The following is a 24,233-nucleotide window of genomic DNA, read 5'->3' on the forward strand; positions in this document are numbered from 1 at the left end:
TGATGTTTTGTGGAAGGGGGATCTTGCCCGTTCCTAAGAATGCTGTAAGAACTCAGTTTTAACGAACCGATGAAAACACTTCAAAACCCTGTATTGATTCTATCACTTGTTGCCACGATCGGGAGTTAATCAGCTCGTTAGTATCGAAATTAACTCCTTTTTCCACAGCAAAAATACCAAAATTTTTCACCCAATCAAAGATAGTTTCTGTGGTAAAATAAGGCGTGCAGACCCAAGCCGATTGCAAATTACTCGCCATCTCGGACATATCTCCCCGATCGTAAGCCTCCCAAGCTTTCCACACTAAATAATAGTATTTCACCAGGCTATCCACTTGCTGTAGCTGCTTTTTGAGTTTCGGACTAATAGAGAAACTGTCGCTCTCATCGTTACTTACAAATGCCTGTTCAATTATTGCTTCATATTCCCGAAGCATCCGTTCTTCTTTGAATAGTTCTTGGGCTCGCGCTTTGCACGCTTGTCCTGCAAGTCTGCGCGATTCGGGATTTTCTGCCCATATTTCCACCGTTTGTACCAACTCTTTTACTGTTCCTTCTGGGTCGATTGTAGGATCGGGGAGCAACTTTCCCGTGTCTCCCAATTCTTCAGGAATCCCGCTAACTGCTGTGGCAATTACGGGCAATCCTTTCGCCATTGCTTCCATAATTGCTAACGGCATTCCTTCTGCTTGGGAAGATAAAATAAAGATGTCGCTGGCGTCGAGCCAATCGCCAATATCCCAGCGCTGTCCTAAGAATTTCACCTGTTCTTCTACTCCCAATTTGCTCACAGTTGCTCTTAATTCAGGTTCCATATTGTCGTGAGTAGTAGACCCAGGCCCGGCCCAAACAAAGTAAATTTGGGGCCAAATTGGACGATTTTTCAATTGGGCGATCGCCTGCAATTGATACTGATATCCTTTAATAGGAGTCAATCTCGCCGCCGTAAAACAAACGACAGCATTTTCGGGGATTCCTTGTTCTTGACGCAGGCGTTGGCGAGTGGAAAAATTCTGCGGCTCAAAATAACTATTTGGTCTGCCATAATAGATTACTTTTCCTCGTTCTAGACGCGCTTTAAATAGACTTCGGAACAAGTTTAAATTTTCGTGGGAAACTGCTACTGCTGCTTTGGCTACAATGTACTGGTAGGCAACTGCATCGAAATAGGGGATTTGATCGCCGCGATCGAAGGTTTCATAATTGCGATTGATATAACCCAGACTGATTATGTACGGTATATTTTGCTCGATCGCAACTTGTTTCGCTGCAAAGTTAGCCATCGGCCAGCCGTCACTAAATATAATTAAATCCGGTTGAGCCTGGGCGTAAATCTTTTGAGCATCATCCAAATTGTAAGCTATTCGCAAAAACTCTTTCATCGTGTCGAACTCTAGCCAAATATGTTCGATACCTAGCTGTTTTTGTTCGGTAATTAAAGGGTTAGAAGCTTGACTTTGAACGCTGGTTACTCGGTAGCCATCGGCAGCTAATTTACACATCAGCGAGTGGTTAAACTGAGCCAATCCGCCGACTCCTGAGTCTTCTGTGTACAGGAGTACGTGCTGTCTTAGCTGCCGAGAAGTCGAACGGGGAGCCGATTGAAACTGATAAGGATTGTTCGCTGCGATCGCCACTATGTCTTGCCATTCCTGTAAATTGGTTAAGGCATAGGCATCAAAGTTGTCGCCGTACTGTTCCGAAACCCCCTTAAAAGTTTCCAGCCAATTAAAAACAGTTTCAGTACCTGTCAAATGAGTGTAATACAAAGATTTTTCCAGACATTCGACCATTTCTGCCAAATATCCATCGCGGTACATCCGCCATGCTATCCATACGAAACACTTGTAACGTTCCGCGCGTTTCAAGTCGCGGATGTGCTGAGGCAAATCTGGTCGCGCGAAAAATTGCTCCATCAAAATTTCGGTATTTTTCATTAATTTGCAGCCGTTAGACATGATATTGCTGTCGTGCTGACGATAGCAGGTTAATATCTCTTTTAACCAAACTGACTTGCAGCCTTTTAAACCTAAACGTAGCACAAAATCTAAATCTTCGGTTGGCGGCAACCTATGATCGAAACCCCCCAAGCGTTCCCACCATTCTCGCCGCAGCATCATGGCGCTGGGACGCACGGATTTGTACAAAACAAAACTTTCTAAATCTAATTTGGGTTCTTCTTCCCAAGGCTTGACTCCATAGATGCCTTGCTCGTTTTTGTCAACGATTACCCAACCTGTTTGCACCATATCTAATGTGGGGTCAGCGTCAAAGCAAGCTACTTGTTTTTCTAGTTTTTCTGGTAAGAAGAAGTCGTCAGCATCTAGAAAAGCTAAAAATTCCCCTTTGGCTAACTTACAAGCATGATTTCGAGCAATTGCCGCTCCTTGGTTATCTTGATAGATGTATTGAATTAAATCGAGGTAAGGTGCTAAAACTTGGCGAGTGTTGTCAGTAGAACCGTCGTCTACGACGATAATTTCCCAGTTTTGATAAGTCTGGCCCAAAACACTCTCTACGGCTCTGACAATGTAGCGATCGCAGTTGTAAGCCGGGATGATGACACTGACGCGCACTTTTTTGGAAGTAATAATACTAGCCATTAACTGTTTCCATTCTGGTAATTTTCGGAGAGAAATTGCATCGATATTGCGGCCGTAGGTCTTAGCAATTTCAGTGATGCGCTTTACCCAATCTGCTATAGTTGCTGTCAGGGAGTACGGGGTATAATCCAAAGATTTTTGCAAATAGTCAGTCATTTCTGCCGGATAGCCGCTGTAGTAAAGTTGCCACGCCATCCATGTCAGAGCTTCATACAACGCCTGCTTTTCTAATTGGCGGATGTCCTCTGGTAAGTCGGCTCTACTGAAGAAATTTTGCTTTAATTTAATACAAAGGTTTGCCTGTTTTATCGCTCTCTGGATGGACACATTTTGCCCGTGCTGGCGGTAGCATACTGTCACTTGAGGCAACCAAACAGCTTCGCACCCAGATAGTGATAAACGCACAATTAAGTCGGCATCGTCTACTGAATCATACTGAGAATCAAAGCCACCGACTCGTTCTAGCCACTGCCGCGAAAACATCATGGCGCTGGGAAGTAGGGGCATATAAACAATCCAGGTTTTTAAGTCTAGCTGAGGCAAGTATTCCCAGGGTGTGACATCGAAAATACTTTCGCCTTGCTCTTTAACCATTCGCCAGCCACTATTAACAATTCCTAGTGATGGCTGAGCGTCAAATAACGCAACTTGTCCAGCTAACTTATCGGACAAGAAAAAGTCATCTTGATCTAAAAAAGCAATTAATTCACCTCGGGATTCCTGAATTCCTCGGTTGCGAGCAGCAGCTACTCCTTGGTTTTCCTGATAAACATAGCGAATTTTGTCAAAATAAGGCTGCAATGCTTGGCGGGTGTCGTCGGTTGAGCCGTCGTCTATGACGATAATTTCCCAGTTTTTATAGGTTTGGCTGATGACGCTTTCTACCGCTTGCGCTATGTAGCGAGATCCATTATATGCTGGAATAATTACACTTACTCGCGGTGTCGGATTTGCTATTGACATGAATTTTATCGGTGATAAGGAAGGGTTCGGCAACGGATTCTGAAACGGATGTAACGGAGGTCAGGAAGAAGGAAGATCCAATTATACTGCTGACACAAATTATAGTTTGAAAGGTAAATCTGGTATTTTAGCGTGCATAAAAGACAGATTCAACACCCTGTACTTCCTCGACTAATTGTTGCCATTCAGCAGAATTAATTAGAGAATATGTATCTAAATGATGCCCTTTTGCTGAGGAAAAATTGCCAAAATATTCCACCCAGTTTAACAGTGTTTCTGTAGTCAAAAAAGGTGTGTACTTCAAAGATTTTTGAAGCCACTTCTGCATTCCGCTTAGATCTTCTTGACAGTAAGCCTGCCAAGCATTCCACACTAAAGAGCTGTAGTTCACCCGGCTTTCTATTTTCGCCATTGACCTCTGCACCTCTTTTTGAGTAACAAATGGATCTGTTTGGCGATCGCAAAGTAAAGCTTTTTCGATCGCCTCAATAGACTCTGCCAACATCCGTTCCTCTTTAAACACTTTCTCGGCCCGCTGCTTGCAAGCTTGACCGATTTGATGCCGTAATTCTGGATTCATCGCCCAAGATTCTACAGTTTTCGCCAATTCCCTCGCGGTTCCCTCTGGATCGGTATTCGGATCGGGCAACAATTTCCCAGTATCGCCAAGCCCTTCAGGAATGCCGCCCACAGCCGTTGCAACTACCGGTAATCCCTTAGCCATCGCTTCCATAACTGCAAGGGAAGGCGCTGCATCTGCCACAGAAGTCAAAATGAATATGTCGCTAGCATCGAGCCAATCTAGGATATCCCAGCGCTGTCCGATCGCCTTCACGCGATCGCTCACGCCTAACTCTTTAATAGTTTCCCTCAATTCTATTTCTACATTATCAGCGCTTCCCTCACCCGTTCCTGCCCACACAAAATACAGTTTAGACCACACAGGAGACTGCTGCAACTGCTTGATTGCTTCGATCTGATATCGATGCCCTTTAATCGATGCCAATCGAGCCGATGTGAAACAAACAATCGCATCTTCAGGAATGTCTATTTCTTGTCGCAGGCGTTGACGAGCCGCAGCATTAGGAGGTGCAAAATATTCAGGAGAACGCCCCAAGTAAATCACTTGTCCTCGCTCTTTCGGCAACTTGAAATGTTGGCACAATAAATTCAAATGTTCGTAAGCCCCAACAATCAATGCTCTAGCTTGCAGGCAGTGGTAGAGCACTCCTTCCGCATAAGGCACTACATCCCCGCAGGCAAAAGTTGCGTGTTCTGGCATAACTAACCCAATCACCATCATGTATGGTATTCCCATTTCAATAACTACCTGTTTAGCAGCAAAATTGGAAAATGGCCAACCATCGCTAAAAATAATCATATCCGGTTGATTGCTAGCAAAAAGCTCTCGTGCATCCTGAGTATTTCTTAACACCCGCTGTAAATTTTTATGTCCGCTAAAATCCAGCCACAAATGCTCTATACCTAACTCTCGTTCTCGCTCCAGCAAGGGGCTAGAATGTTTGGTTTGCACGCAAGTGACTCGATATCCTAATAGGGCTAACTGACAAAGAATGGCATGATTGTATTGCGCTAATCCTCCCACGCCCGGATCGTCCGTGTTGTAGAGTAAAATGTGGGCTTGCGCTTTTGAATGTGTGGGAAGAATAGAACTCTGTTGAGATGGGAGTGGATTAGTCATCACCATCAAAATTATCTCTTGCCATTGGGCTAACTTACTCAGCGAATAAGCGTCAAAATTTTCACCATATTCTTCAGAAGCCATCTGAAAACTTTCCAGCCAATTCAAGACTGTTTTTGTGGGCGAAAAAGGTGTATATTGCAATGACTCTTCTAAACACTGAGCCATCTCTGCTAAATGACCGTCGCGATACATCCGCCATGCCAGCCATTTTAAGCATTGATAGCGTTCCGGGTTTTTTAACTGCCGGATTGACTGAGGCAAATCGGGTCGAGCGAAGAATTTTTTCATCACAATTTCTATATTCTTCATTACGCGAAAACCGCTTGACATGAGATTAGAATTGTGCTGGCGGTAACAGGTAAGTGTTTCTTCTAACCAAACTGCTTTGCACCCCTTTAAAGCCAAACGCAAGGCAAAGTCTAAATCTTCTGCTAGTGGCAACTGAGAATCGAAACCGCCCAATTTTTCCCACCACTTTCGGCGCAGCATCATCGCACTCGGTCGCACGCATTTATATAGAATAAAGCTTTCTAAATCTAATTTAGACGCTTGCTGCCAAGGCTTGACAGCAGAAATCTCTCGCTCGGTTTCATCGACGATCAGCCAACCTGTTTGCACCATATCTAAGGTGGGGTCAGCGTCAAAGCAAGCTAGTTGTTTCTCTAGCTTGGATGATAGGAAATAGTCATCGGCATCTAGAAATGCCAAAAACTCGCCTTGCGCTAGTTGGCAAGCAATATTTCGGGCGGCTGCTACTCCTTGGTTTTCCTGATATATGTAGCGAATTCTGTCAAGATAAGGCTGCAATACTTGCTGCGTGCTATCTGTCGAACCGTCATCTACAACAATAATCTCCAAATTAGTAAAAGTTTGACCTAGGGCGCTTTCAACCGCTTGCACGATGTAGCGAGATCCATTATATGCTGGTATAATTACGCTGATTAGCGGTGTTTGATTGACTGTTGACATTATTTAGCTCGCTGTTAACCTATGATTATCTAGTTTAGATTAATGTGGCGGACATTCAGCATTATTTTGTGTTCAGTAGATCTACTTACAAAAACTTGAACTTTGGCAAAGTGTAGCATATAATTTTACATGGAATGATTACTCAAAAGGAAAATAAAAAATGAATTCGGAAACAGCACAGGTGAATTTTCAGCAACAGGCAGAACTTTATTTAGCTACAGGCAACTTCGATCGAGCGATCGCACTTTGCCAACAAGTTTTGGAATCTGAACCCAACTCTGCAGAGACTTGCAAGACCTTGGGGAAAGCGCTGCAAGCTCAGGGTAAACTAGAAGACGCAAGGTATTGGTATAAAGTTGCGATCGCCCTGCAACCAGATTTTGCCGAAGCTTTTGCTAACCTCGGCACTCTCTGCGCTACTTTGGAACAGTGGCAAGAGGCGATCGCCTGTTACCAAAAAGCCATCTCCCTGCAACCAAACTTTGCAGGATTTTACCGTAATTTGAGCCGGATATTTACCCAAGTCGGTCAAGCTGAAGAAGCAGCAGACTGTTGGTATCAAGCACTCATCGTGGAACCAATAGAAATAGCAGAAGAATATCTAGATTTGGGTAATACTTTACTTGCCCAAAAAAAGGCAGAAAAAGCGCTAGTTTGTTACCACCGCACGATTTATTTAAACCCGAGCTTTTGCGAAGCTTATTGCAAAATAGCCGAAGCTGCTAGCGAGATCAAGCAGTGGGACGAAGCTATTGTTAACTACCGCAAAGCTATTCAACTCCAGCCGGACATTTCGGAGCTTTATTACAAATTAGGCAATGTTTTGCAAGCTAATGAACTCTGGCGCGAAGCGGAGGCTGCCTACCGAAAAAGTATTGATTTAAATCCCAATTCTTTTTTGTCATACTACAACTTAGGCAGCGTGCTGCTCAATTTAGAAAAATGGCAAGAAGCTGCGATAGCCTACCGCACGGCTGTTGAAATTAACCCGGATTATTCTTGGTCTTACTACAGCATCGGTACAGCTTGCGATCGATTAAAAGAATGGTCTGAATCCGCTGCAGCTTACCAGCGCGCTACTGAAGTAGACCCGAATTTTTTCGCAGCTTTTCACAAGTTAGGAGATGCTCTTTTTCAACTAGAAAAGTGGTCAGAAGCTGAGGCTGCATACGAACGGGCGATCGCCCTAAATGCAGATTTATTTTGGTCGTATTATAACTTAGCTTTGACTTTAGTTAAACTTCAAAAGTTTGCACCAGCAACACTCGCTTATCGGCGGGCGATCGCACTCAATCCAGAATTCTCTTGGACTTACCACAATTTAGGAGAAGTGCTCTTAAAAACACAACAGTGGAAAGCCGCAGCTACCGCTTACCAACGTGCTATTGAACTTAATCCCAGTATTTCTTGGTCTTATTACAATTTAGGCGATGCTTTGAGTGGAAGTCACGCATGGAACGATGCTGTTTCCGCCTACCTTTGTGCGCTTCAAATCGACCCGTCTCTACCAAAAATTTACATAAAGTTAGGTGAGGCTCTAATTAAAAGAACTCCGGTAGATTCAGATGTAGCAACTAGCTACTATCACCACGAAATGCACCCGCTGCACCCTCCTGAATTTTACTGCGAAATAGCCCAAAATTTTGCTGAGAGCGATCGGCGTAACGAAGCCATAATGTTGTACTTGATGGCATTAGAAATTAGACCAAAAGATCCAGAAATATCCCAAAAATTAGAGGATATTTTAGAAAAACAGCGTCAAACAGGGGAATCTACTCTATTATTAGAGTTAGAAGCTAAGGATATTCGCGATCGTTACATTGCCCGAGTCGCCAAAGGCAAGACTTTTGCAGAAGTCGGTGGCTTGTGGGGAACTGTCAGCGAAAAAGTATCTGTAGCTAGCAAATACGGTGCAGTTTCTCTGACAATGATTGATGCCATGCCGGCATCCATCCACTGGTGGCAAGATTTTCGCGATCGCATGACAAGTTTAAATATTGCTAATTATCACTGTATCAATCAAGATATCACTCAGATTCAGCTTGCAGACATTGGCGAGCCTTACGATGTAGTTCACTGTGCAGGAGTTTTGTACCATCACCCCCATCCGTTGCAGATTTTAGTTGCCTTGCGTCAGATAACTCGCGAGCATTTAGTTTTCACTTCAGCTATCACCCAAGAAGTTATAGAAAATGAGGTGGGACGCTATGAAATTCCCACTTCTGGAGTAATGTTTATTCCAGCTTTGGACGACGCAGAACGAGCTATTTTAACAGCTTATTGGCGGACATACATCAACAACAACCAACTTATAGGGATAACTGAAAAAGCCGTTTTTGACATGGACAATTTTGCGGCGTGCTGGTGGCTACCTACAGCTACTGCTTTAGAAGCTATGTGCAAAGTCGCGGGATTTAACGTTTTAGACAAAGGATTGACTTGGGACAATAATGCTCTGACTCTGCTGCTAGGGATTTGAGGATTGGTAAACAAACAATAACAGGACTTGCTTGTGCACAAACGGCTAAACACCCGGTTTATGAGCGGATTCCTCGTTTTCTTTCCCCCATATTCCTACTAGAAACCGGGTGTTTTCCGTAAGTCCTAAATAAAATAGCTACAAACATTTTTTGTGAAGAAAAGAGGAACTGGGAAATAATTAATGAACACTCACCAACCAGGGACGCCGTTAGGAAACATTTTAGTAGTAGACGATACACCAGAAAACCTGCGTCTGTTGTCTACGATGTTGACTCAGAGGGGGTACACTCCCCGCTGCGTGATTAACGGAAAAATGGCTTTGAGAGCCTGCAATTCTAATCCACCAGATTTGATTTTGCTCGACATAATGATGCCAGAAATGAATGGCTACGAAGTCTGTCAGCACTTGAAAATAGAAGCAAAAACTCGCGAAATCCCGGTAATTTTTATCAGCGCTAAAGATGAAATCTTTGACAAAGTAAACGCATTTGCTGTGGGAGCTGTTGACTATATCAGCAAGCCATTTCAGTTTGAAGAAGTGCTCGCCCGCATCGAAAGTCACCTCAGCCTGCGGAATTTACAAAAGCAGCTAAAAGAACAAAATATGCTGCTGCAAGAAGAAATCACGAGCCGCTTAGCAGTCGAAAAAAATCTTCAGGAAAAAAACCAAATTTTGCAACAAGAAATCAGCAGCCGTCGCGCTGTTGAAAAAGCTCTGCAAGAGCAAAATTTGGTACTCCAACAAGAGATATCCCACCGCCAGCGCGCCGAATCTGCTCTATTAAAATCTAACCAAGAATTGGCGCGTTCAAATGCAGAACTAGAACAATTTGCTTATGTGGCTTCTCATGACTTGCAAGCGCCTTTAGCAACTATTGCCAGTTACGCTCAACTTTTAGAAAAACGCTACAAAGACCAACTCGACAGCCAAGGTAGTAAGTTTATCGGTAATATCGTTCAGGGCTGCACCAGAATGCAAACTTTAATTGACGATTTACTCGAATATTCGCGCGTTGGCCGGAGTCGGAAACCTTTTGAACTGACAGATTGCAATCATGCAGTCGAGCAAGCACTCGCGAACCTGCAAGGGGCGATCCGCGAGACTAAAGCCGTTGTCACCTACAGCGAATTACCCGCGGTAATGGGGGATATTTCTCAACTCGTACAGCTATTTCAAAATTTAGTCAGCAATGCGATTAAATATCGCCACGATGCACCGCCTGTGGTTCATATTACCGCTTGCAAACAGGAGGAAAACTGGTTAATTTCTGTCTCAGATAATGGAATTGGTATTGCTCCGCAGCATCAAAAACGCATCTTTCAAATTTTCCAGCGCTTGCACACTCAAAGAGAATATTCTGGGACAGGTATTGGTTTAGCAATTTGTCAAAAGATTGTGGAACTTCACGACGGATGTATCTGGGTGGAATCGGAACCGGATCAAGGTTCAACTTTTTACTTTACTCTCGCTTAATCGAGACATACTTCAAAAGGTATAAGTTCTAAAGTAGGTAAAATGTATTATTTTATAACCTTTCACTCCTAACCTAGAAGCTACAATGTAGAAGTTAATACTGTTTAATAGTTTAGATGAAAGCATTGAATAATTGGGAATGACTGTGACTATCGGGTTGGGGAGAGGGGCTACAGTTGGATTCTTTTTTAAATGGTAGAAATGGCAAGTTAGAATAAAAATGTTTTCCCGTTGACAGTATACTTAGTGCGTGATATAATTTTAATTATTAAACATAAATTTTGTAGCGCTTGCTTACCCCCAATCTGACAGTTGATGTAGGTGTACGTGCAATTGAATGACTTCCATAAAAATACCAGGTAAAATTCAAGTTACTTTAACAGTTTATTGATTAAAAATATTATGAAAGCAGTTTTTAACTTAGCTTTGCCTCCTATCTGCTTTAAAGTTTTGTTAGTAGAAGACAACCCTCATGAAGCTGAGCTGATTGAAGATTTGCTGTCAGAAATTGGCGGCGAGCAGCGTATAGTGCTGACGAAAGTAGAGCGCCTCAGCGAAGCGCAGCAGCTATTGAATCAAGAAACTTTTGACATAATTTTATTAGACCTTTCACTGCCAGATAGTCTGGGAATCGAGACGGTGGCTCGGGTACAAGAGTACGGGGTAAATGTGCCGATCGTAGTTCTGACAGCCCAAAACGACGAAGAACTTGCCCTGCGGTTGATTTCGGTAGGCGTACAGGATTATTTGGTAAAAAGAAAAATCGACAGCGAACTGTTAATTCGATCGCTCCGTTACGCCATAGAACGCCAGAACAGTCAAGATGCTTTGCGAAAAAGTGAAGAAAAATATCGCTCGGTGGTGGAAAATTCCCTGATCGGCATTGCCATCATCGCTCCAATTATTGACAGCGAAATTCCTCTAAATTGCCACTGGATAGAAGTTAACGATGCCCTGTGCAATTTACTGGGCTATGAGCGCTACGAACTCGTGCAAAAGAATTGGCTAGAGTTGACTCATCCAGAGGATTTGGAGGCTAATTGTGAAAATTTTTCTCAGATGTTAGCAGGTAGGCTCGACGGTTACATCTCAGACAAAAGGTGGCTCAAACAAGACGGCGAAATAGTTCATACGCGAGTTTCCCTGCGCTGCATCCGTCGCCTGGACGGGTCTATCGACCGGATAATCGAAGTAGTGTTGGACGTGAGCGATCGCTACCGCTACGAAGCCAAACTGAAAGCGTCAGAAGAATTTTTAAACCACACCATAAATGCTACGCCAGACCCAATTTTTGTCAAAGACGAGCAACACCGCTGGATGATATTAAATGATGCTTTTTGTCAGTTGGTCGGCAAATCGCGCCAAGAACTGATCGGCAAATCAGATTATAACTTTTTCCCCCAATCAGAAGCTGCTGTTTTTTGGACAAAAGATGAAGAAGTATTGAGAACGGGTGTCTGCTTGGAAACCGAAGAAAAATTCACAGACTCTGCCGGGAGAGAACACATAATTTCTACAAAAAAAAGCATTTTCAAAATAGCAGACGGCAGTAAAGTAATAGTGGGTACAATTAGAGATTTTACCGAATACAGAAAGCAACAAAAAGCCCTGGAACAAAGCGAAGCTCGCTTTCAAAAATTGGTAGCTAACCTGCCGGGAATAATTTATCAATTACGAATGTCAGCCACTGGAAAAATATCTTTCCCCTACATCTCTTCAGGCAGCCGGCAACTCTACGAATTAGAGGCAGAAGCAATAGAGAAAAATGCGGAACTGATTTCCAATGGAATTCACCCAGACGACCTCTTAGATTTAAAAGCATCGATCGCAATTTCAGCCACTACGCTGGAACCTTGGCAGCAGCAGTGGCGGCAAACTTTGCCATCTGGAAAAGTTAAGTGGCTGCAAGGAGCTGCGAGACCAGAAAGGCTCAATAATGAAAGCAAATCGGGCAGCGAAGGCGATATTCTCTGGGACGGTTTAGTGATGGATATCACTGAATTAAAGCAGGCACAAACAGAGCGCGATCGTTTTTTCACCATCTCCTTAGACTTGCTTTGTATTGTAGGTTTCGACGGTCATTTTAAACGTTTAAACCCAGCTTGGTCAACAGCTTTAGGCTATAGTATTAGTGAAATGTTGGGCAAGCCAATGATCGAATTTGTTCATCCCGACGATCGAAAAGCGACCGCAGCCGAAGGAGCAAAACTAATAGCGGGTACGTCCAGTATCTCATTTGAAAACCGCTACATCTGCAAAGACGGTTCTTATAAATACTTCCTGTGGACGGCATCGCCATTTAGCGAAGAAGGTTTAATCTACTCAGTCGGCCACGACATTACCTCTCGTAAACAAGCAGAGTGTCAACTCCAGCGCCAAGCAGTAGCAATGGCCGCTGCTTATGACGGAATCGCAATTTTTAATAATAATAAAGAATGTATTTATTCCAACGACGCTTATCTCAAAATGTACGGTTTGGCTAGCCCTAGTGAACTGTATGGGAAGAAATGGAAAATGCTCTACAGCAAAGCAGAAAATTTATTTTTTGAACTACAAATAATGCCGATGCTCCTGCAAAAAGGGTACTGCAATATAGAAGCTAGCGGTCAGCGCCGGGACGGTACTAAGTTCCCTCAAGAATTGTCGCTGACAAGGCTTATAGGTGGCGAAATCATTTCTATAGTCCGCGATATAACTAATAGAAAACAGGTAGAATCAGCCCTGCGATCGAGCCAGCGTCGCTACCAAACTTTAGCAGAATCATCGCCAGTTTGCATATTTCACACCGACACCTTGGGAAATTGCCTTTATGTGAATCAGCGGTGGAGCGAAATTACGGGATTAAACGCAGAATTAGCAGCAGAAATTGGCTGGATGAATGCCATACATCCCGATGATGTGGAGCGGGTAAAAAATGAATGGCATCGAGCAATTATTGAGAAAATTCCTTTTAAATCAGAATACCGCTTTCAGCGTCCCGACGGTCGTGTAATTTGGGTGATAGGTCAGGCAATTGCAGAAATCGGAGACAAGCAGGAAATTAAAGGCTATATCGGCACTATTACTGATATTAGCGATCGCAAACAAGCAGAATTAGATTTGCTGCGAGTTACTCAAGCGGTGGAAAGCACCAGCGATGCGATCGGCATTGCTGACTTGACAGGGCGATCGCTCTACCACAATCAAGCCTTTGTTCAACAGTACGGCTACACAGCAGAAGAACTAAACACAGCAGGCGGATTAACAGCAATTTACCCCCAAGCTAAAGTACTGCTAGAAATGTTTAAAACGATCCGTAAAGGCAAATCTTGGCAAGGCGAACTCAAAATCAACACTAAAAACAACGAACTGGTAACAACTTTATTTCGCGCCGACGGCATTAAAGATGAAGCTGGTCATTTAATCGGGTTAGTGGGAGTAATTACCGACATTACCGAACGCAAACAAGCGGAGATGGTTCTGCAGCAGCAATTAAGGCGAGAACGGCTAGTAGTTGCCATACTCGATCGCATTCGCTCCTCCCTAAATTTAGAAGAAGTCCTGACAACTGCTGTCGAACAAGTGCGGCAATTTTTGCAAACAGACCGCACAGTTATTTACCGGTTTAATCCCGACTGGAGCGGCTTTGTCGTTGTGGAATCCGTGGCAAAAGATAGAGTTTCGCTGCTAAATTTTAACAATATTGATAGCTGTTTTAGAGAAAAATTTGTTGAAGTTTATCAGCAAGGCTGTATTAGATCTATGGAAGATATTTACCGGGAAAATTTGACGGAATGCCACATGAAGTTTCTCGAAGAAATTGAAGTAAAAGCTAACTTAATAGTACCGATTTTAAAAGCACGAGAAAGCATTTCTCAGACCGAACAGACTGCAGAAAATCAGCTCTGGGGACTGCTGATCGCCCAGGATTGCAGCGGCCCCCGTCCCTGGGATTCCTCAGAAATAGAATCCCTGCGGCAATTGTGCGTACAATTGGCGATCGCGATCCAGCAATCGACGCTATTTCAACAAGCACAAACGGAAATTGTCGATCGCAAACTTGCAGAATCTGCCCTCCAACAAGCTGCATTAGCCGCAGAAAGCGCCAACCGCGCCAAAAGCGAATTTCTTGCCAACATGAGCCACGAACTACGCACGCCTTTAAACGGCGTTTTAGGTTACGCTCAAATCCTCAAAACCGACAAAGACTTAAACTCAGATCACCAAGAAAGTCTCAGCAATATTCAACAGTGCGGTCAACACCTGCTAATGTTAATCAACGATGTGTTAGATCTTTCCAAAATTGAAGCTAGAAAAATGGAACTCTACCCGGAAGAGTTGAATTTTCTAAATTTTACGAAAAATCTTGCTGATCTGTTTCAGATGCGGGCCTCTCAAAAAGAAATTTTATTCCATTACGAACAAGTCTCTCCCCTGCCTAGCTGCGTTCGTGTCGATCCAAAAAGATTGCGCCAAATTCTCATAAATTTACTCAGCAATGCCGTTAAATTTACTAACAGCGGCGGTGTGACTTTCAAAGTCGGCTATGTCGGCACAGGGGCCTGGAGTCAAGGGCAAGGAGAAAATTATCAGTTCTCGACTTTGAGTTCGGAACTGAAACAAAATTATATGCGCTTCGCCCACAATCCGATCGCAGCCAAACACGCTTTAAAAATCCGCTTTCAAGTCGAGGATACCGGCACAGGAATAGAGCAAAGCAAGTTAGAAGAAATATTTTTGCCTTTCCACCAAGTAGGAGGCAATACGTTTGTTGAAGGTACAGGTCTCGGACTCTCGATTAGCCAGAAATTAGCGAAACTAATGGGAACCGAAATTCGCGTCCACAGCACTTTGGGAAAAGGCAGCACTTTTTGGGTAGATTTAGAATTGCCCGCAGCTAAACGGTACTTGGATGTGTCTCCTTTGCAGGAAAAACGCTGGCTTGTTGGTTTTATAGGCAACAAGCGGAAAGTGCTAATAGTGGATGACAATCAACTGGATCGCGATTTGTTGTGCAGGCTGCTGCGGCGTTTGGGATTTGAGGTTGCAGAGGCCGAAAACGGGCAAGAATGCCTCGGCAAAACAGTTGAATTTCAACCGGATGTGATTTTAATGGACTTGCGGATGCCTGTAATGGATGGCTTAGAAAGTGCAAGGAAACTGCGGCAGTTGCCGGAAGTAAAAGATGTTGTGTTAATCGCTATGTCAGCTAGCGTTTTCGAGGCTACGCAGCAAGACAGCATCCTCGCAGGGTACGATGCTTTTCTTCCCAAACCGATCGAAGCAAATCACTTTTTGGAACAGTTGCGCGTGCGTTTGGGACTAGAATGGATTTATGGGGAATCTTCGGAAAACAACAAGCGCAAAACTCCCAGTTTGTCACCAGCCTCTGATTTTCCTGCTTATTCTTCTCTGTTACCTGCGGCTTCTGAGTCGGTAGCAAAACTTTTGAAACTCGCAGCTATGGGCGATATTGAAGAAATTTTTGAGGAGAGTGCTAAGTTGGAGAGTTTAGAACCTAATTTAGTGCCGTTTGTCTCGAAGCTGCGCCAACTTGCTAAGGGATTTCAGCTCAAACAAATTCGGAATACTTTAAAGCAATATATCGATGGTCAGTAGTCAGGAGTCAGTAGTGATATTATGTCCGGTCGCTCGATCGGACATGATATCACTCTAATAGCCAACCAAATAATTCTCCTACTGTCAGTTGCAATTCCCTGGCAAAAGATGGCATGGGCAATAACTGTTCCGGTTCGTCAAACACCTCCGTTGATTGAGTCGGCCGATATACAAAAACCGATCGCTCCTCTGGATCGATTAACCAACCCATTTGAGTTCCGTGTTTGAGACAATGTAAAATATTTTTAGTAACTTTAGTTTGGCTTTGGTCGGGGGAGAGGATTTCAATTGTCCAATCCGGGGCGATCGCAAACACATTTGCCACACCACCATTTTCTTGACGGGGAATGCGCTCCCAAGTGAATACAGTCACGTCTGGAACGATCGCTCGACCGCCAAAAATGCACCGTAGTTCTGGAAATGCTCGCGCCACCTTTTGAGGTTTGAGAGCAGTATTAGCAGCGCTTGTCAACTCGCCTTGAATGACACTATGTTCTCCTTGAGGCATCGGTTTTTGAATGATTTCACCGTCAATGTACTCGCTGGCTGGTTTGGTTTCTGGCAACTTCAGAAACTCTTGGAGTGTCAAAGATTTTGGCAGGGTTTGTACCATCCGATTTTACCTCTAAAATAGAGTTTCATCTGCTATTTTACCAAAAAGTCCCGGACTCGTGCGATCGGCGATCCACTTACTTATTCCTTCGGCTATACCACCTTGCATCCTGCGGCTAATCTTGCTTCTATCTAGCAATCCTAAATGAGTCGTAAATTTTTGACCCCACCCCAACCCTCCCCTTATCAAGGGGAGGGAGTAAGAAATTCACAAATGATTTAGGATGGCTATATATTCAGAGACAGTTTTTGAGAGAGTTGGGATTGAAATTACTTTGCCTCAGTAACGGCCACGGAGAAGACGCGATCGCCCTTCGCATCTTGCGGGAACTGCAACAGCACCCGCATCCCCCAGAATTAGCCGTGTTTCCGCTAGTGGGCGAAGGGCAAGCTTTCGCTCAACTAGAAAACGCCCGCATCATCGGCCCGGTGCAGCGGATGCCTTCGGGCGGCTTTATTTACATGGACGGAAGGGAATTTTTGCGCGATGTCAAAGGCGGCCTGCTTCAGTTGACAATCGCTCAGTTTAAAGCCATCCGCGCTTGGGTGCGGACTCAACAACAGTCTGGGAATCAAGACGGCGTTATTTTAGCCTGCGGGGATATTGTACCGCTGCTGTTTGCTTGGCTGGGCGGCGCGCCCTATGCCTTTGTCGGTACTGCCAAGTCCGAGTATTATTTGCGGGACGAGAACGGGCCTCTGGCTCGCAAATCTAGGGTCTTTGGTGGGTGGGGTTTGCCACGCTCGGTTTATTTGCCTTGGGAGCGCTGGTTGATGACTCGATCGCGCTGTCGAGCCGTTTTTGCCAGGGACGCGCTCACCGCCGAGACTTTACAAAAGCTGGGAATTCCCGCTTACAATCTCGGAAATCCGATGATGGACGGACTCGAACCGGAAAACCCAGCCGGTTTTTACGGCCCTGACGCAGAGTTTCGGGAAATGGAGCGATCGCTCATCATCACCTTACTCCCCGGTTCTAGAGCGCCGGAAGCCTATGCTAATTGGCTGCTAATAGTAGAGGCTGTAGCCGGAATTTTGTCGCTGTTTGCCGATCGCAAATTGTTATTTTTCGGAGCCATTTCTCCAGAGTTAAACTTAGAAGCTTTGCGACCTAGTTTAGATTTTTTCGGCTGGCGACAAGACGGCGAAATGAGAACACAGCGGCGTGAAGGAAGTATTTTGCGACATCCTGTTTCTAGTGCTCAAGAAATTCGGAAAGAATCTCCTAATTTGCTATTGCCCTTGACGTTTGTGCAGAGAAACGCCACGATGATTTTGACTCAGCAAAGTTTTAACGATTGTTTGTATGAAGCCGATTTAGCAATAGCAATGGCCGGAACGGCTACAGAACAATTTGTAGGTTTAGGAAAACCTGCGATCGCCATTCCCGGCAACGGCCCGCAATTTACTTTCGCTTTTGCAGAAGCTCAAAGTCGCCTGTTAGGCCCGTCATTAATTTTAGTCAAACATCCCGCCGAAGTTGCCGGAGCCGTGCAGTCTTTGCTCCGCGACCCCGACAGGTTACAGCTAATCGCTGAAAATGGCTGGCGACGCATGGGAGAACCCGGTGCAGCAGCCAGAATTGCCGAGTGTTTAATTCAGCGCTTCGGCGGTGAATGCAGCAATTCTCCATTGCCTGCCATAGACTAGGGACAAAAGAATCTTTTGTCCCTACCGACTATTTTTAATCCTACTTGATTTAAAAAAATATTGTTCACTAACTACCTACTAATTTCCGTAGGGTGCGCCTAGGCGCACCTTACTAATACGGCACTCGCAGAAAAATTTAATTCGCCGTTTTTTCCGAAGATTGATCCCAGAAATTAGCTTGAGGAATTTTAAAATCCGACTTAACCAAAACTCCCGGTTCTCGCTGCACTGGCAGCACATCTAAAGTATCCGTTTGCGCGCAATATTTTAAATCTTCAATAACACCTAAACCGAGGAGGCGCTGGCCGTGGCTGGCTCTTTCCAACAATTCGTGCAACCGATCTTGCCAGTGCAAATAAAGAGCAATAGCCGCAAATACTTCATCGTTACCAGCAAAATCGCTCGCAGGAATACCGCTTTCTGCTAGGAGACTTTGGGCGATCGCACCAGCACAAACCGTATCTTCCAACGAATAACTTCCTTCCCAACCAGAACCCACAATCCAAATAGTTTCCGGCTGTTTATTTAACAAAAACTGCACCACAGATTTGCGGTTAATCAAAGCCGCCGTTAACACAGTTGCAGCAGCTTGCACTCGCTGCAGAGCCCGAGTACCGTTAGTTGTGCTGATAAAAATTCGCTTCCCAGTCACCTTTTCTGGCGTGCAGTCCAGCGGAGAATTCCCCATGTCAAATCCGTCAACTTTGCCGCCGCCGCGCTCTCCAGCGCGAATCCGCTTATCAGCAGGCCATTTTTCGCTCTCGGCCATCAGCTTATCTAAGTCGCTGAAAACTTGGACAGCTTCCGCCCCATTATTCAGGGCCGTTGCCATTGTCGTAGTCGCCCGCAGCACATCAACTGCGATCGCGCAAGCCGGCATTTTGTCGGCTGGCGTAAGTTCCGGGGTATGGTAAATAAAAAGCTTCACTTTTGGGCAACCTGCGATAAATCCTCATCATTAATAATAATGGAAAGTGGATAATAGAAAATAGAGTCAAGTCCTCAAAAGCAGAAAATATGTCAAAACAGCTCAATTCAAACCCCGCCCACGCCGCCATTACCGCACCAATTGGACTCCTGGCAGGTTTCACCTATCCTTTGCGAGCTTTCACGCTGATTTTGCAAACTCCCAAGCTGTGGACTTATGTATTAGTTCCCGTGGTGCTAAATTTTATAATTGGTATTGGTCTTTATTTAAGCTTGCTATTTCCCAGTTTGGCAGGGATAGATGTTTTGGTTGCCGATTTGTCCGTCCGATTTAATACTTTAATTGCGAGTTTTCCAGCTTGGCTGAGCTTTCTCGGCGTGTTAACAGTTGCTTTCGGCTGGCTGCTGCGCGTACTCCTAGTGTCAGGACTTTTGCTGATAATTGGATTTTTGTTAGTGCAGTTTGGTGTGATTTTAGGTTCGCCTTGGTACGGCAAACTTTCCGAACAATTGGAACTCCTGCGGAACGGTCAATTACCCGCAGAAGCACCAATGAATTTGGCGAGTAGTTTTAGGGATATTCAAAGGGCGATCGCCTTTGAACTGCGAAAACTACAAATTTTGTTTAGCGTCGGCATACCGCTGCTGCTGCTGCATTTTATCCCTGGTGTCGGCTCTATTCTTAGCAGTTTGGGTGGCGTAGCTTTGGGCGCGACTATTGTCTGTTTGGACTTTTTAGATGCACCTTTGGAGAGGCGGAGGCGACCTTTTCAGGAGAAGTTGGAGATAATTTGGGCGAGTTTGCCGGCCAGCGGGAGTTTTGGTGTGGTTTGTTTGGGTTTGGTGAGTATTCCCCTGTTGAATCTGTTGGCGATTCCGCTGTGCGTAACGGCGGGAACGTTGTTTTTTTGCGATCGCATTTGGCCGGCCCGCTTTGCCTCAGAAGAGAGAAGTATCGCTCAAGAAACTAACATTACAAATTAAAAACTAGGGAGATGCTTCTTCCTTCGGCTGAGTCTGGGAGTTAAGACCCAAAAACGGGCTTAACAACAGCCAGCTAATGAAGAAAAAGGATGCTGTAAATAGCTGGACAATATCGATCGCCGACAAATATCCGTCAGATAATAGTGCAATAGTTCTATCTGTCAGCCCGAATATCCAAGAGAGAATCCCAAACAACCAAATGCCTTTTTGGAGCATGGGCAAAAATGCTAAAACTTCGGAGTTTTGCTGGTTCATTGATTTAGCCCTTGTTTGCTAAGAATCTGATTAACCGGGGCACGCCAAGGGCTTAAGGATTTTTGGTGTCTCCTCGGATTCCCTTTGTTATCTATATGTTAAAAAATGTTTAGTTCTATTGCCATTTGTCGTAAGAGGTATTTTCGCATCTATCTTTAGAGGTAGTATGATCGCTCAAAAACAGTTAAGTTTACTACACTTTGGTTAGAGGATGTTTGAAAATACGGATAGAGACAAAAAGGCTTAGGCAAGTCTGCGTAGCATCCGTCGAATCATGGCAATATGGATCAAGGCTTTTGAGGATGCAGGTAATCGCTCACTATCGACATTTCGGCGGCGAGATCAATGGAACCAACCGTAGGTGCGCTCTACTGTCCAGCCTTTGGGAAGCAGTACAAAACCTTGAGTGCCATCAGGTCTTTTGACGACACGGGCGAATCCATCGGCATATATCCATCACTCAAGGGAGAAACTCCGCCCCAGAAAATCCTCCATCGACCCAGATGCGGACGAGTCGCCGCAGGCGATGTCCTGGTTAACTTGTTTGAGCAATTTCTTTGCTCCTTCGCGCTCAGGCAAGTTGGTAGAATTGGGCGGAGATTGAGTTTGTACAGCAATCCTAACTGATTGGAAAAATCCTCTCTTCTCACTGTGTCCTCCGCGACTCTGCGGTTTGAAAAAAAAAATCACTAATAAAAAATGATTCAGCCGTTGTTAATTAACACTTACGATCCAAAAGGAGGAGGCGGAGCCGCGCGCGCAGCTTATCGGCTGCATCAGGGGTTAATTCAGGTAGGAGTTGACTCCAAGATGCTAGTTCAAGATCGGAGAATTGACGACAGCACTGTAATGAGTGCTCCTAACAAGGTAGCTCAAAGAATGTGGAAAGCGCGTCCTGTTTTGGATGCTTTGCCGCTACAATTTTACAGGAACAGACAAAGACCTCCGGTACTTTTCTCCGTGCAATGGCTCCCCGATATAATTACGTCGCAAATTGCTGCTCTCAATCCAGATGTCGTTAACTTGCACTGGATAGGTGACGGATTTGTTGCGGCCGAAGCGCTGTCTGAGTTTAATAAACCAATTGTTTGGACGCTGCACGATATGTCAGCATTTACGGGTGGATGCTGTTACAGCCAAGAGTGCGATGGCTACACCAAATCCTGCGGCAATTGTCCTCTACTCGGCCATAATAAAAGCTGGGATTTGTCCCGCTGGGTTTTGCAGCGAAAAGCGAAAGCATGGCAAAATCTCAAACTCACAGTTGTCAGTCCTAGCAAATGGCTCGCTGACTCTGCAAAGTCCAGTTCGCTATTTAAAAATAGTGACATTAGAGTGATTCCAAACGCATTGGATACTGGCACATATAAACCGTGCGATCGGCAAACAGCCAGAAATATACTAAATCTCCCGCAAGATCGGCAACTGATTCTTTTCGGTGCGCTGAATTCCAGCGACAAAAGGAAAGGTTTTCCTTTACTTCTGCAGGCTTTAAAGCAGCTAAGTAATTATGAAAACTTACAAAATTGGGAGTTAATTGTATTGGGTGCATCTCAACCACACGAAAAACAGGATATAGACTTAAAAACTCGCTATCTTGGTAGTCTAAACGACGATATCTCTTTAGCACTTATTTATGCAGCAGCAGATGTTTTCGTTGCTCCTTCAGTTCAGGATAATTTACCCAACACAGTCATGGAAGCCTTAGCTTGCGGCACTCCTTGCGTAGCTTTTAAAATTGGTGGAATGCCAGATTTAATAGAACACAAACAAAATGGCTATTTGGCTCATCCCTTTGCTACAGAAGATTTAGCGCAAGGAATTGCTTGGGTGTTAGAATCTCGGCAGCGTTGGCAAGTTTTATCAAGTCGTGCCAGAGAAAAAGTTGAACAGGAATTTACTTTAGAAAAACAAGCAAGTCAATACTTATCTGTATTTGAAGAAGTAAGTACAACAAGCTTTAAACAAAGCTAGTAACTCACAGTTACCGAGCTAATTAAACAGTAAAAACCTCAGAAAATATGAGTCAAATACTAACTTCGGAAACTTCATTTACTCTCTCCCAAATTCAGCAGTCTAATGGGTTTTTCCATCAACGCTCGCCCGAAGGTTTAACTGATAAACTTTCTGGGGCACATGGGATTAAATCAGCGGTCGATATCGGTGCCGTAAAAGCTGCATTTCAAACTTTGATTGACCGCCGGCTAGGAAGGGGGTAAAAAGACCTGCATGACGCAAATGCTTCACGCTCGTCGATACCCTGGGGTTACTGATGGCTGTGCGGGTTGTCGCCGCCGGAATGTTGATTATCAGCGATTACCTGCATCAAAAGAAGCCTTGATCCACATTGCCATGATTCGACTGATGCTACGCACACTTGCCTGGGCCTTTTTGTCTCTCTCCGTATTGTCAAACATCCTCAAAGAGCGAGATCCCTTTAGCCGGAGTCAGCTCTTGGCATTACCGCAGGTACTTGATGTAGTGGGTCACAGGCGAATCCGGTCGTCCCAATCTGACGATCGAATGAAAAACTTGTATTTTTTGTGAAACATATTATACTACAAATGTAATTTAGCATCAATAGCATTAAACAATGGCACGCTTAAATCAAATTATCGCGATCGAAAAAGGCATCAAAAGCCGATCCGTCCAAGAACTAGCAGAAGCTCAAAAAGCCCTCCAGAAGCCCGCTGTGCTTTCTGGAATCTCCCGCACTTACCGTCCCAAAGACGAAGAAGGCGAACAACTGCCGCCAGAGTCCAAAAAAGTTGAAGTCAAAGCAGAAGAGATTATCCGCAAAACGACTGAAGTTTTGACCAAACTCTTCGACGTAACCGCAACTAAAGATTGGACAAATTGTAGCGCCCGCGCTGACGTAACTGTAGACGGAAACGTGCTTTTGAGCCAAGTTCCCGTCAGCTATTTGCTATTCATTGAAAAGCAGTTAGCAGATTTGCAAGCATTCATCAAAAAACTTCCAGTCTTAGATGCTTCCGAGACTTGGAACTTCGATGCTTCGGCAGACTGCTGGGCAACTGAACCGATGCAAACTCTCAAGACTTTTAAAACTCCGCGCAATCACGTCAAAGCTGAAGCTACCGAACACCATCCGGCTCAAGTCGATGTTTATTACGAAGATATTACGATCGGCTATTGGCGGACTGTCAAGTTTTCTGGAGCTTTGCCAGCACGGCGGATCAATGAGTTGCTGCAAAGGGTGGAAATCTTGCAGCAAGCTGTTATGTTCGCCCGCGAAGAAGCTAATAATTCTGAAGTTGAGGAGCAGAGAGTGGGAGAGCGAATTTTTCAGTTTATTTTCCGCTAATTGCTTGCTTTTTTGATAGTTATGGTTTAAGATATAAACAGAGTACAAGTTCAAACTCAAACTTCAACTTAAACCGTACAAATGTGATAGTGCAGGTTCGACTCCTGTCCCTTCTACCCAAAATAGAGGGGTAGCCCAATTGGCAGAGGCAGCATTGCGTACAAATTCAACAGCAAGCTATTACTCTAAACTCAGCATTCACCGCCGATCGCTAAAACGAATGTCAGGAAAATCACATCATCGAGGTTGCTGGCTCATATCCAGCCCCCTCTACCAAACGCAGGGGGGTAGCTCAATCGGTAGAGCGCGATGCTATTAATCTTAAATCCTTGACTTAAATGTGATAGCGTGCCCAAATGGGCGGTAAATATAAACCCAGTAGTAAGGTCAGAACTGCTGGGTTTTGGGTGTAACCGTGCTATATTGTTTCTAAGGCTTCAGTCACGCTATGTACACGACTCGATTTACCGAGAATTGCTAGAAACTTGATAGAAGCCTGAAACCCTTACAGAACCTTGAAAAACCAATAAGTAGCTAGACAAAATTAATTACATAGTTTTCTCCAAATTCTTTCAGGATTTTTTCCACAGATGTAACAAAAGTTTCCCAACTCTTGTAAGCAGATATCTCAATCCATTCATACTTAATAAACCGCCATAAAATTTCAATTAAATTTAATTCTGGAGAG

The 24,233-nt window shown here is 44.4% G+C and carries 14 protein-coding genes and 1 pseudogene; 9 read left to right on the forward strand and 6 right to left on the reverse strand.

What is annotated here, in order from left to right; all coding sequences use genetic code 11:
• Nucleotides 1–58 precede the first annotated feature (58 nt).
• On the reverse strand, nt 59–3,565 hold the full coding sequence (locus QUB44_RS17030; protein ID WP_333369513.1) for a glycosyltransferase: 3,507 nt from the start codon (nt 3,563–3,565) through the stop codon (nt 59–61).
• A 127-nt stretch (nt 3,566–3,692) separates the two neighbouring features.
• Entirely contained in the window at nt 3,693–6,239 is a 2,547-nt protein-coding gene (locus QUB44_RS17035; RefSeq protein WP_333369515.1) for a glycosyltransferase, read from the reverse strand.
• Nucleotides 6,240–6,399: 160 nt separating this feature from the next.
• Between QUB44_RS17035 and QUB44_RS17040 the strand changes: the two genes are divergently transcribed.
• From QUB44_RS17040 to QUB44_RS17050, 3 genes are all read left to right on the forward strand, one after another.
• Nucleotides 6,400–8,718 carry a tetratricopeptide repeat protein gene (locus tag QUB44_RS17040; protein ID WP_333369517.1) on the forward strand — a complete coding sequence of 773 codons (2,319 nt, stop codon included), beginning with the start codon at nt 6,400–6,402 and terminating at the stop codon, nt 8,716–8,718.
• Nucleotides 8,719–8,901: 183 nt separating this feature from the next.
• Entirely contained in the window at nt 8,902–10,194 is a 1,293-nt protein-coding gene (locus QUB44_RS17045) for an ATP-binding protein (protein WP_333369518.1), read from the forward strand.
• Between the two features lie 402 nt (nt 10,195–10,596).
• Nucleotides 10,597–15,792 (forward strand): PAS domain S-box protein, encoded by a 5,196-nt coding sequence (locus tag QUB44_RS17050; protein ID WP_333369520.1) that lies wholly within the window; start codon nt 10,597–10,599, stop codon nt 15,790–15,792.
• A gap of 49 nt (nt 15,793–15,841) precedes the next feature.
• Here the strand turns inward: QUB44_RS17050 and QUB44_RS17055 are convergent, their stop codons facing one another.
• Complete coding sequence (locus QUB44_RS17055) at nt 15,842–16,405, reverse strand: Uma2 family endonuclease (RefSeq protein WP_333369522.1); 564 nt, start codon at nt 16,403–16,405, stop codon at nt 15,842–15,844.
• A 263-nt stretch (nt 16,406–16,668) separates the two neighbouring features.
• Here QUB44_RS17055 and QUB44_RS17060 point away from each other — a divergent pair, with 263 nt between their 5' ends.
• Nucleotides 16,669–18,054, forward strand: a complete 1,386-nt coding sequence (locus tag QUB44_RS17060) for a lipid-A-disaccharide synthase-related protein (RefSeq protein ID WP_333369524.1) — start codon at nt 16,669–16,671, stop codon at nt 18,052–18,054.
• A 136-nt stretch (nt 18,055–18,190) separates the two neighbouring features.
• On the opposite strand, the gene QUB44_RS17065 is transcribed toward QUB44_RS17060, so the two are convergent.
• Complete coding sequence (locus QUB44_RS17065) at nt 18,191–18,982, reverse strand: 2-phosphosulfolactate phosphatase family protein (protein WP_333369527.1); 792 nt, start codon at nt 18,980–18,982, stop codon at nt 18,191–18,193.
• 89 nt (nt 18,983–19,071) lie between these two features.
• Here QUB44_RS17065 and QUB44_RS17070 point away from each other — a divergent pair, with 89 nt between their 5' ends.
• Complete coding sequence (locus QUB44_RS17070) at nt 19,072–19,965, forward strand: EI24 domain-containing protein (RefSeq protein ID WP_333369529.1); 894 nt, start codon at nt 19,072–19,074, stop codon at nt 19,963–19,965.
• A gap of 3 nt (nt 19,966–19,968) precedes the next feature.
• Here the strand turns inward: QUB44_RS17070 and QUB44_RS17075 are convergent, their stop codons facing one another.
• On the reverse strand, nt 19,969–20,220 hold the full coding sequence (locus QUB44_RS17075; protein ID WP_333369531.1) for a hypothetical protein: 252 nt from the start codon (nt 20,218–20,220) through the stop codon (nt 19,969–19,971).
• A 345-nt stretch (nt 20,221–20,565) separates the two neighbouring features.
• Here QUB44_RS17075 and QUB44_RS17080 point away from each other — a divergent pair, with 345 nt between their 5' ends.
• The 4 genes from QUB44_RS17080 (at nt 20,566) to QUB44_RS17095 (ending at nt 23,545) form a co-directional block, all read left to right on the forward strand.
• Complete coding sequence (locus QUB44_RS17080) at nt 20,566–20,847, forward strand: hypothetical protein (RefSeq protein ID WP_333369533.1); 282 nt, start codon at nt 20,566–20,568, stop codon at nt 20,845–20,847.
• Between the two features lie 72 nt (nt 20,848–20,919).
• Entirely contained in the window at nt 20,920–22,194 is a 1,275-nt protein-coding gene (locus QUB44_RS17085; protein ID WP_333369535.1) for a glycosyltransferase family 4 protein, read from the forward strand.
• Nucleotides 22,195–22,241: 47 nt separating this feature from the next.
• Nucleotides 22,242–22,439: a hypothetical protein gene (locus QUB44_RS17090; protein WP_333369537.1), complete on the forward strand. Its 198-nt coding sequence runs from the start codon at nt 22,242–22,244 to the stop codon at nt 22,437–22,439.
• Between the two features lie 374 nt (nt 22,440–22,813).
• On the forward strand, nt 22,814–23,545 hold the full coding sequence (locus QUB44_RS17095; protein ID WP_333369538.1) for a DUF7873 family protein: 732 nt from the start codon (nt 22,814–22,816) through the stop codon (nt 23,543–23,545).
• 534 nt (nt 23,546–24,079) lie between these two features.
• Here QUB44_RS17095 and QUB44_RS17100 read toward each other — a convergent pair.
• A pseudogene (locus QUB44_RS17100) lies at nt 24,080–24,233 on the reverse strand (IS630-like element ISAcma34 family transposase); the annotation flags it as partial.

The sequence above is a fragment of the Microcoleus sp. AT3-D2 genome (assembly GCF_036705715.1).
Taxonomy (GTDB): domain Bacteria; phylum Cyanobacteriota; class Cyanobacteriia; order Cyanobacteriales; family Microcoleaceae; genus Microcoleus.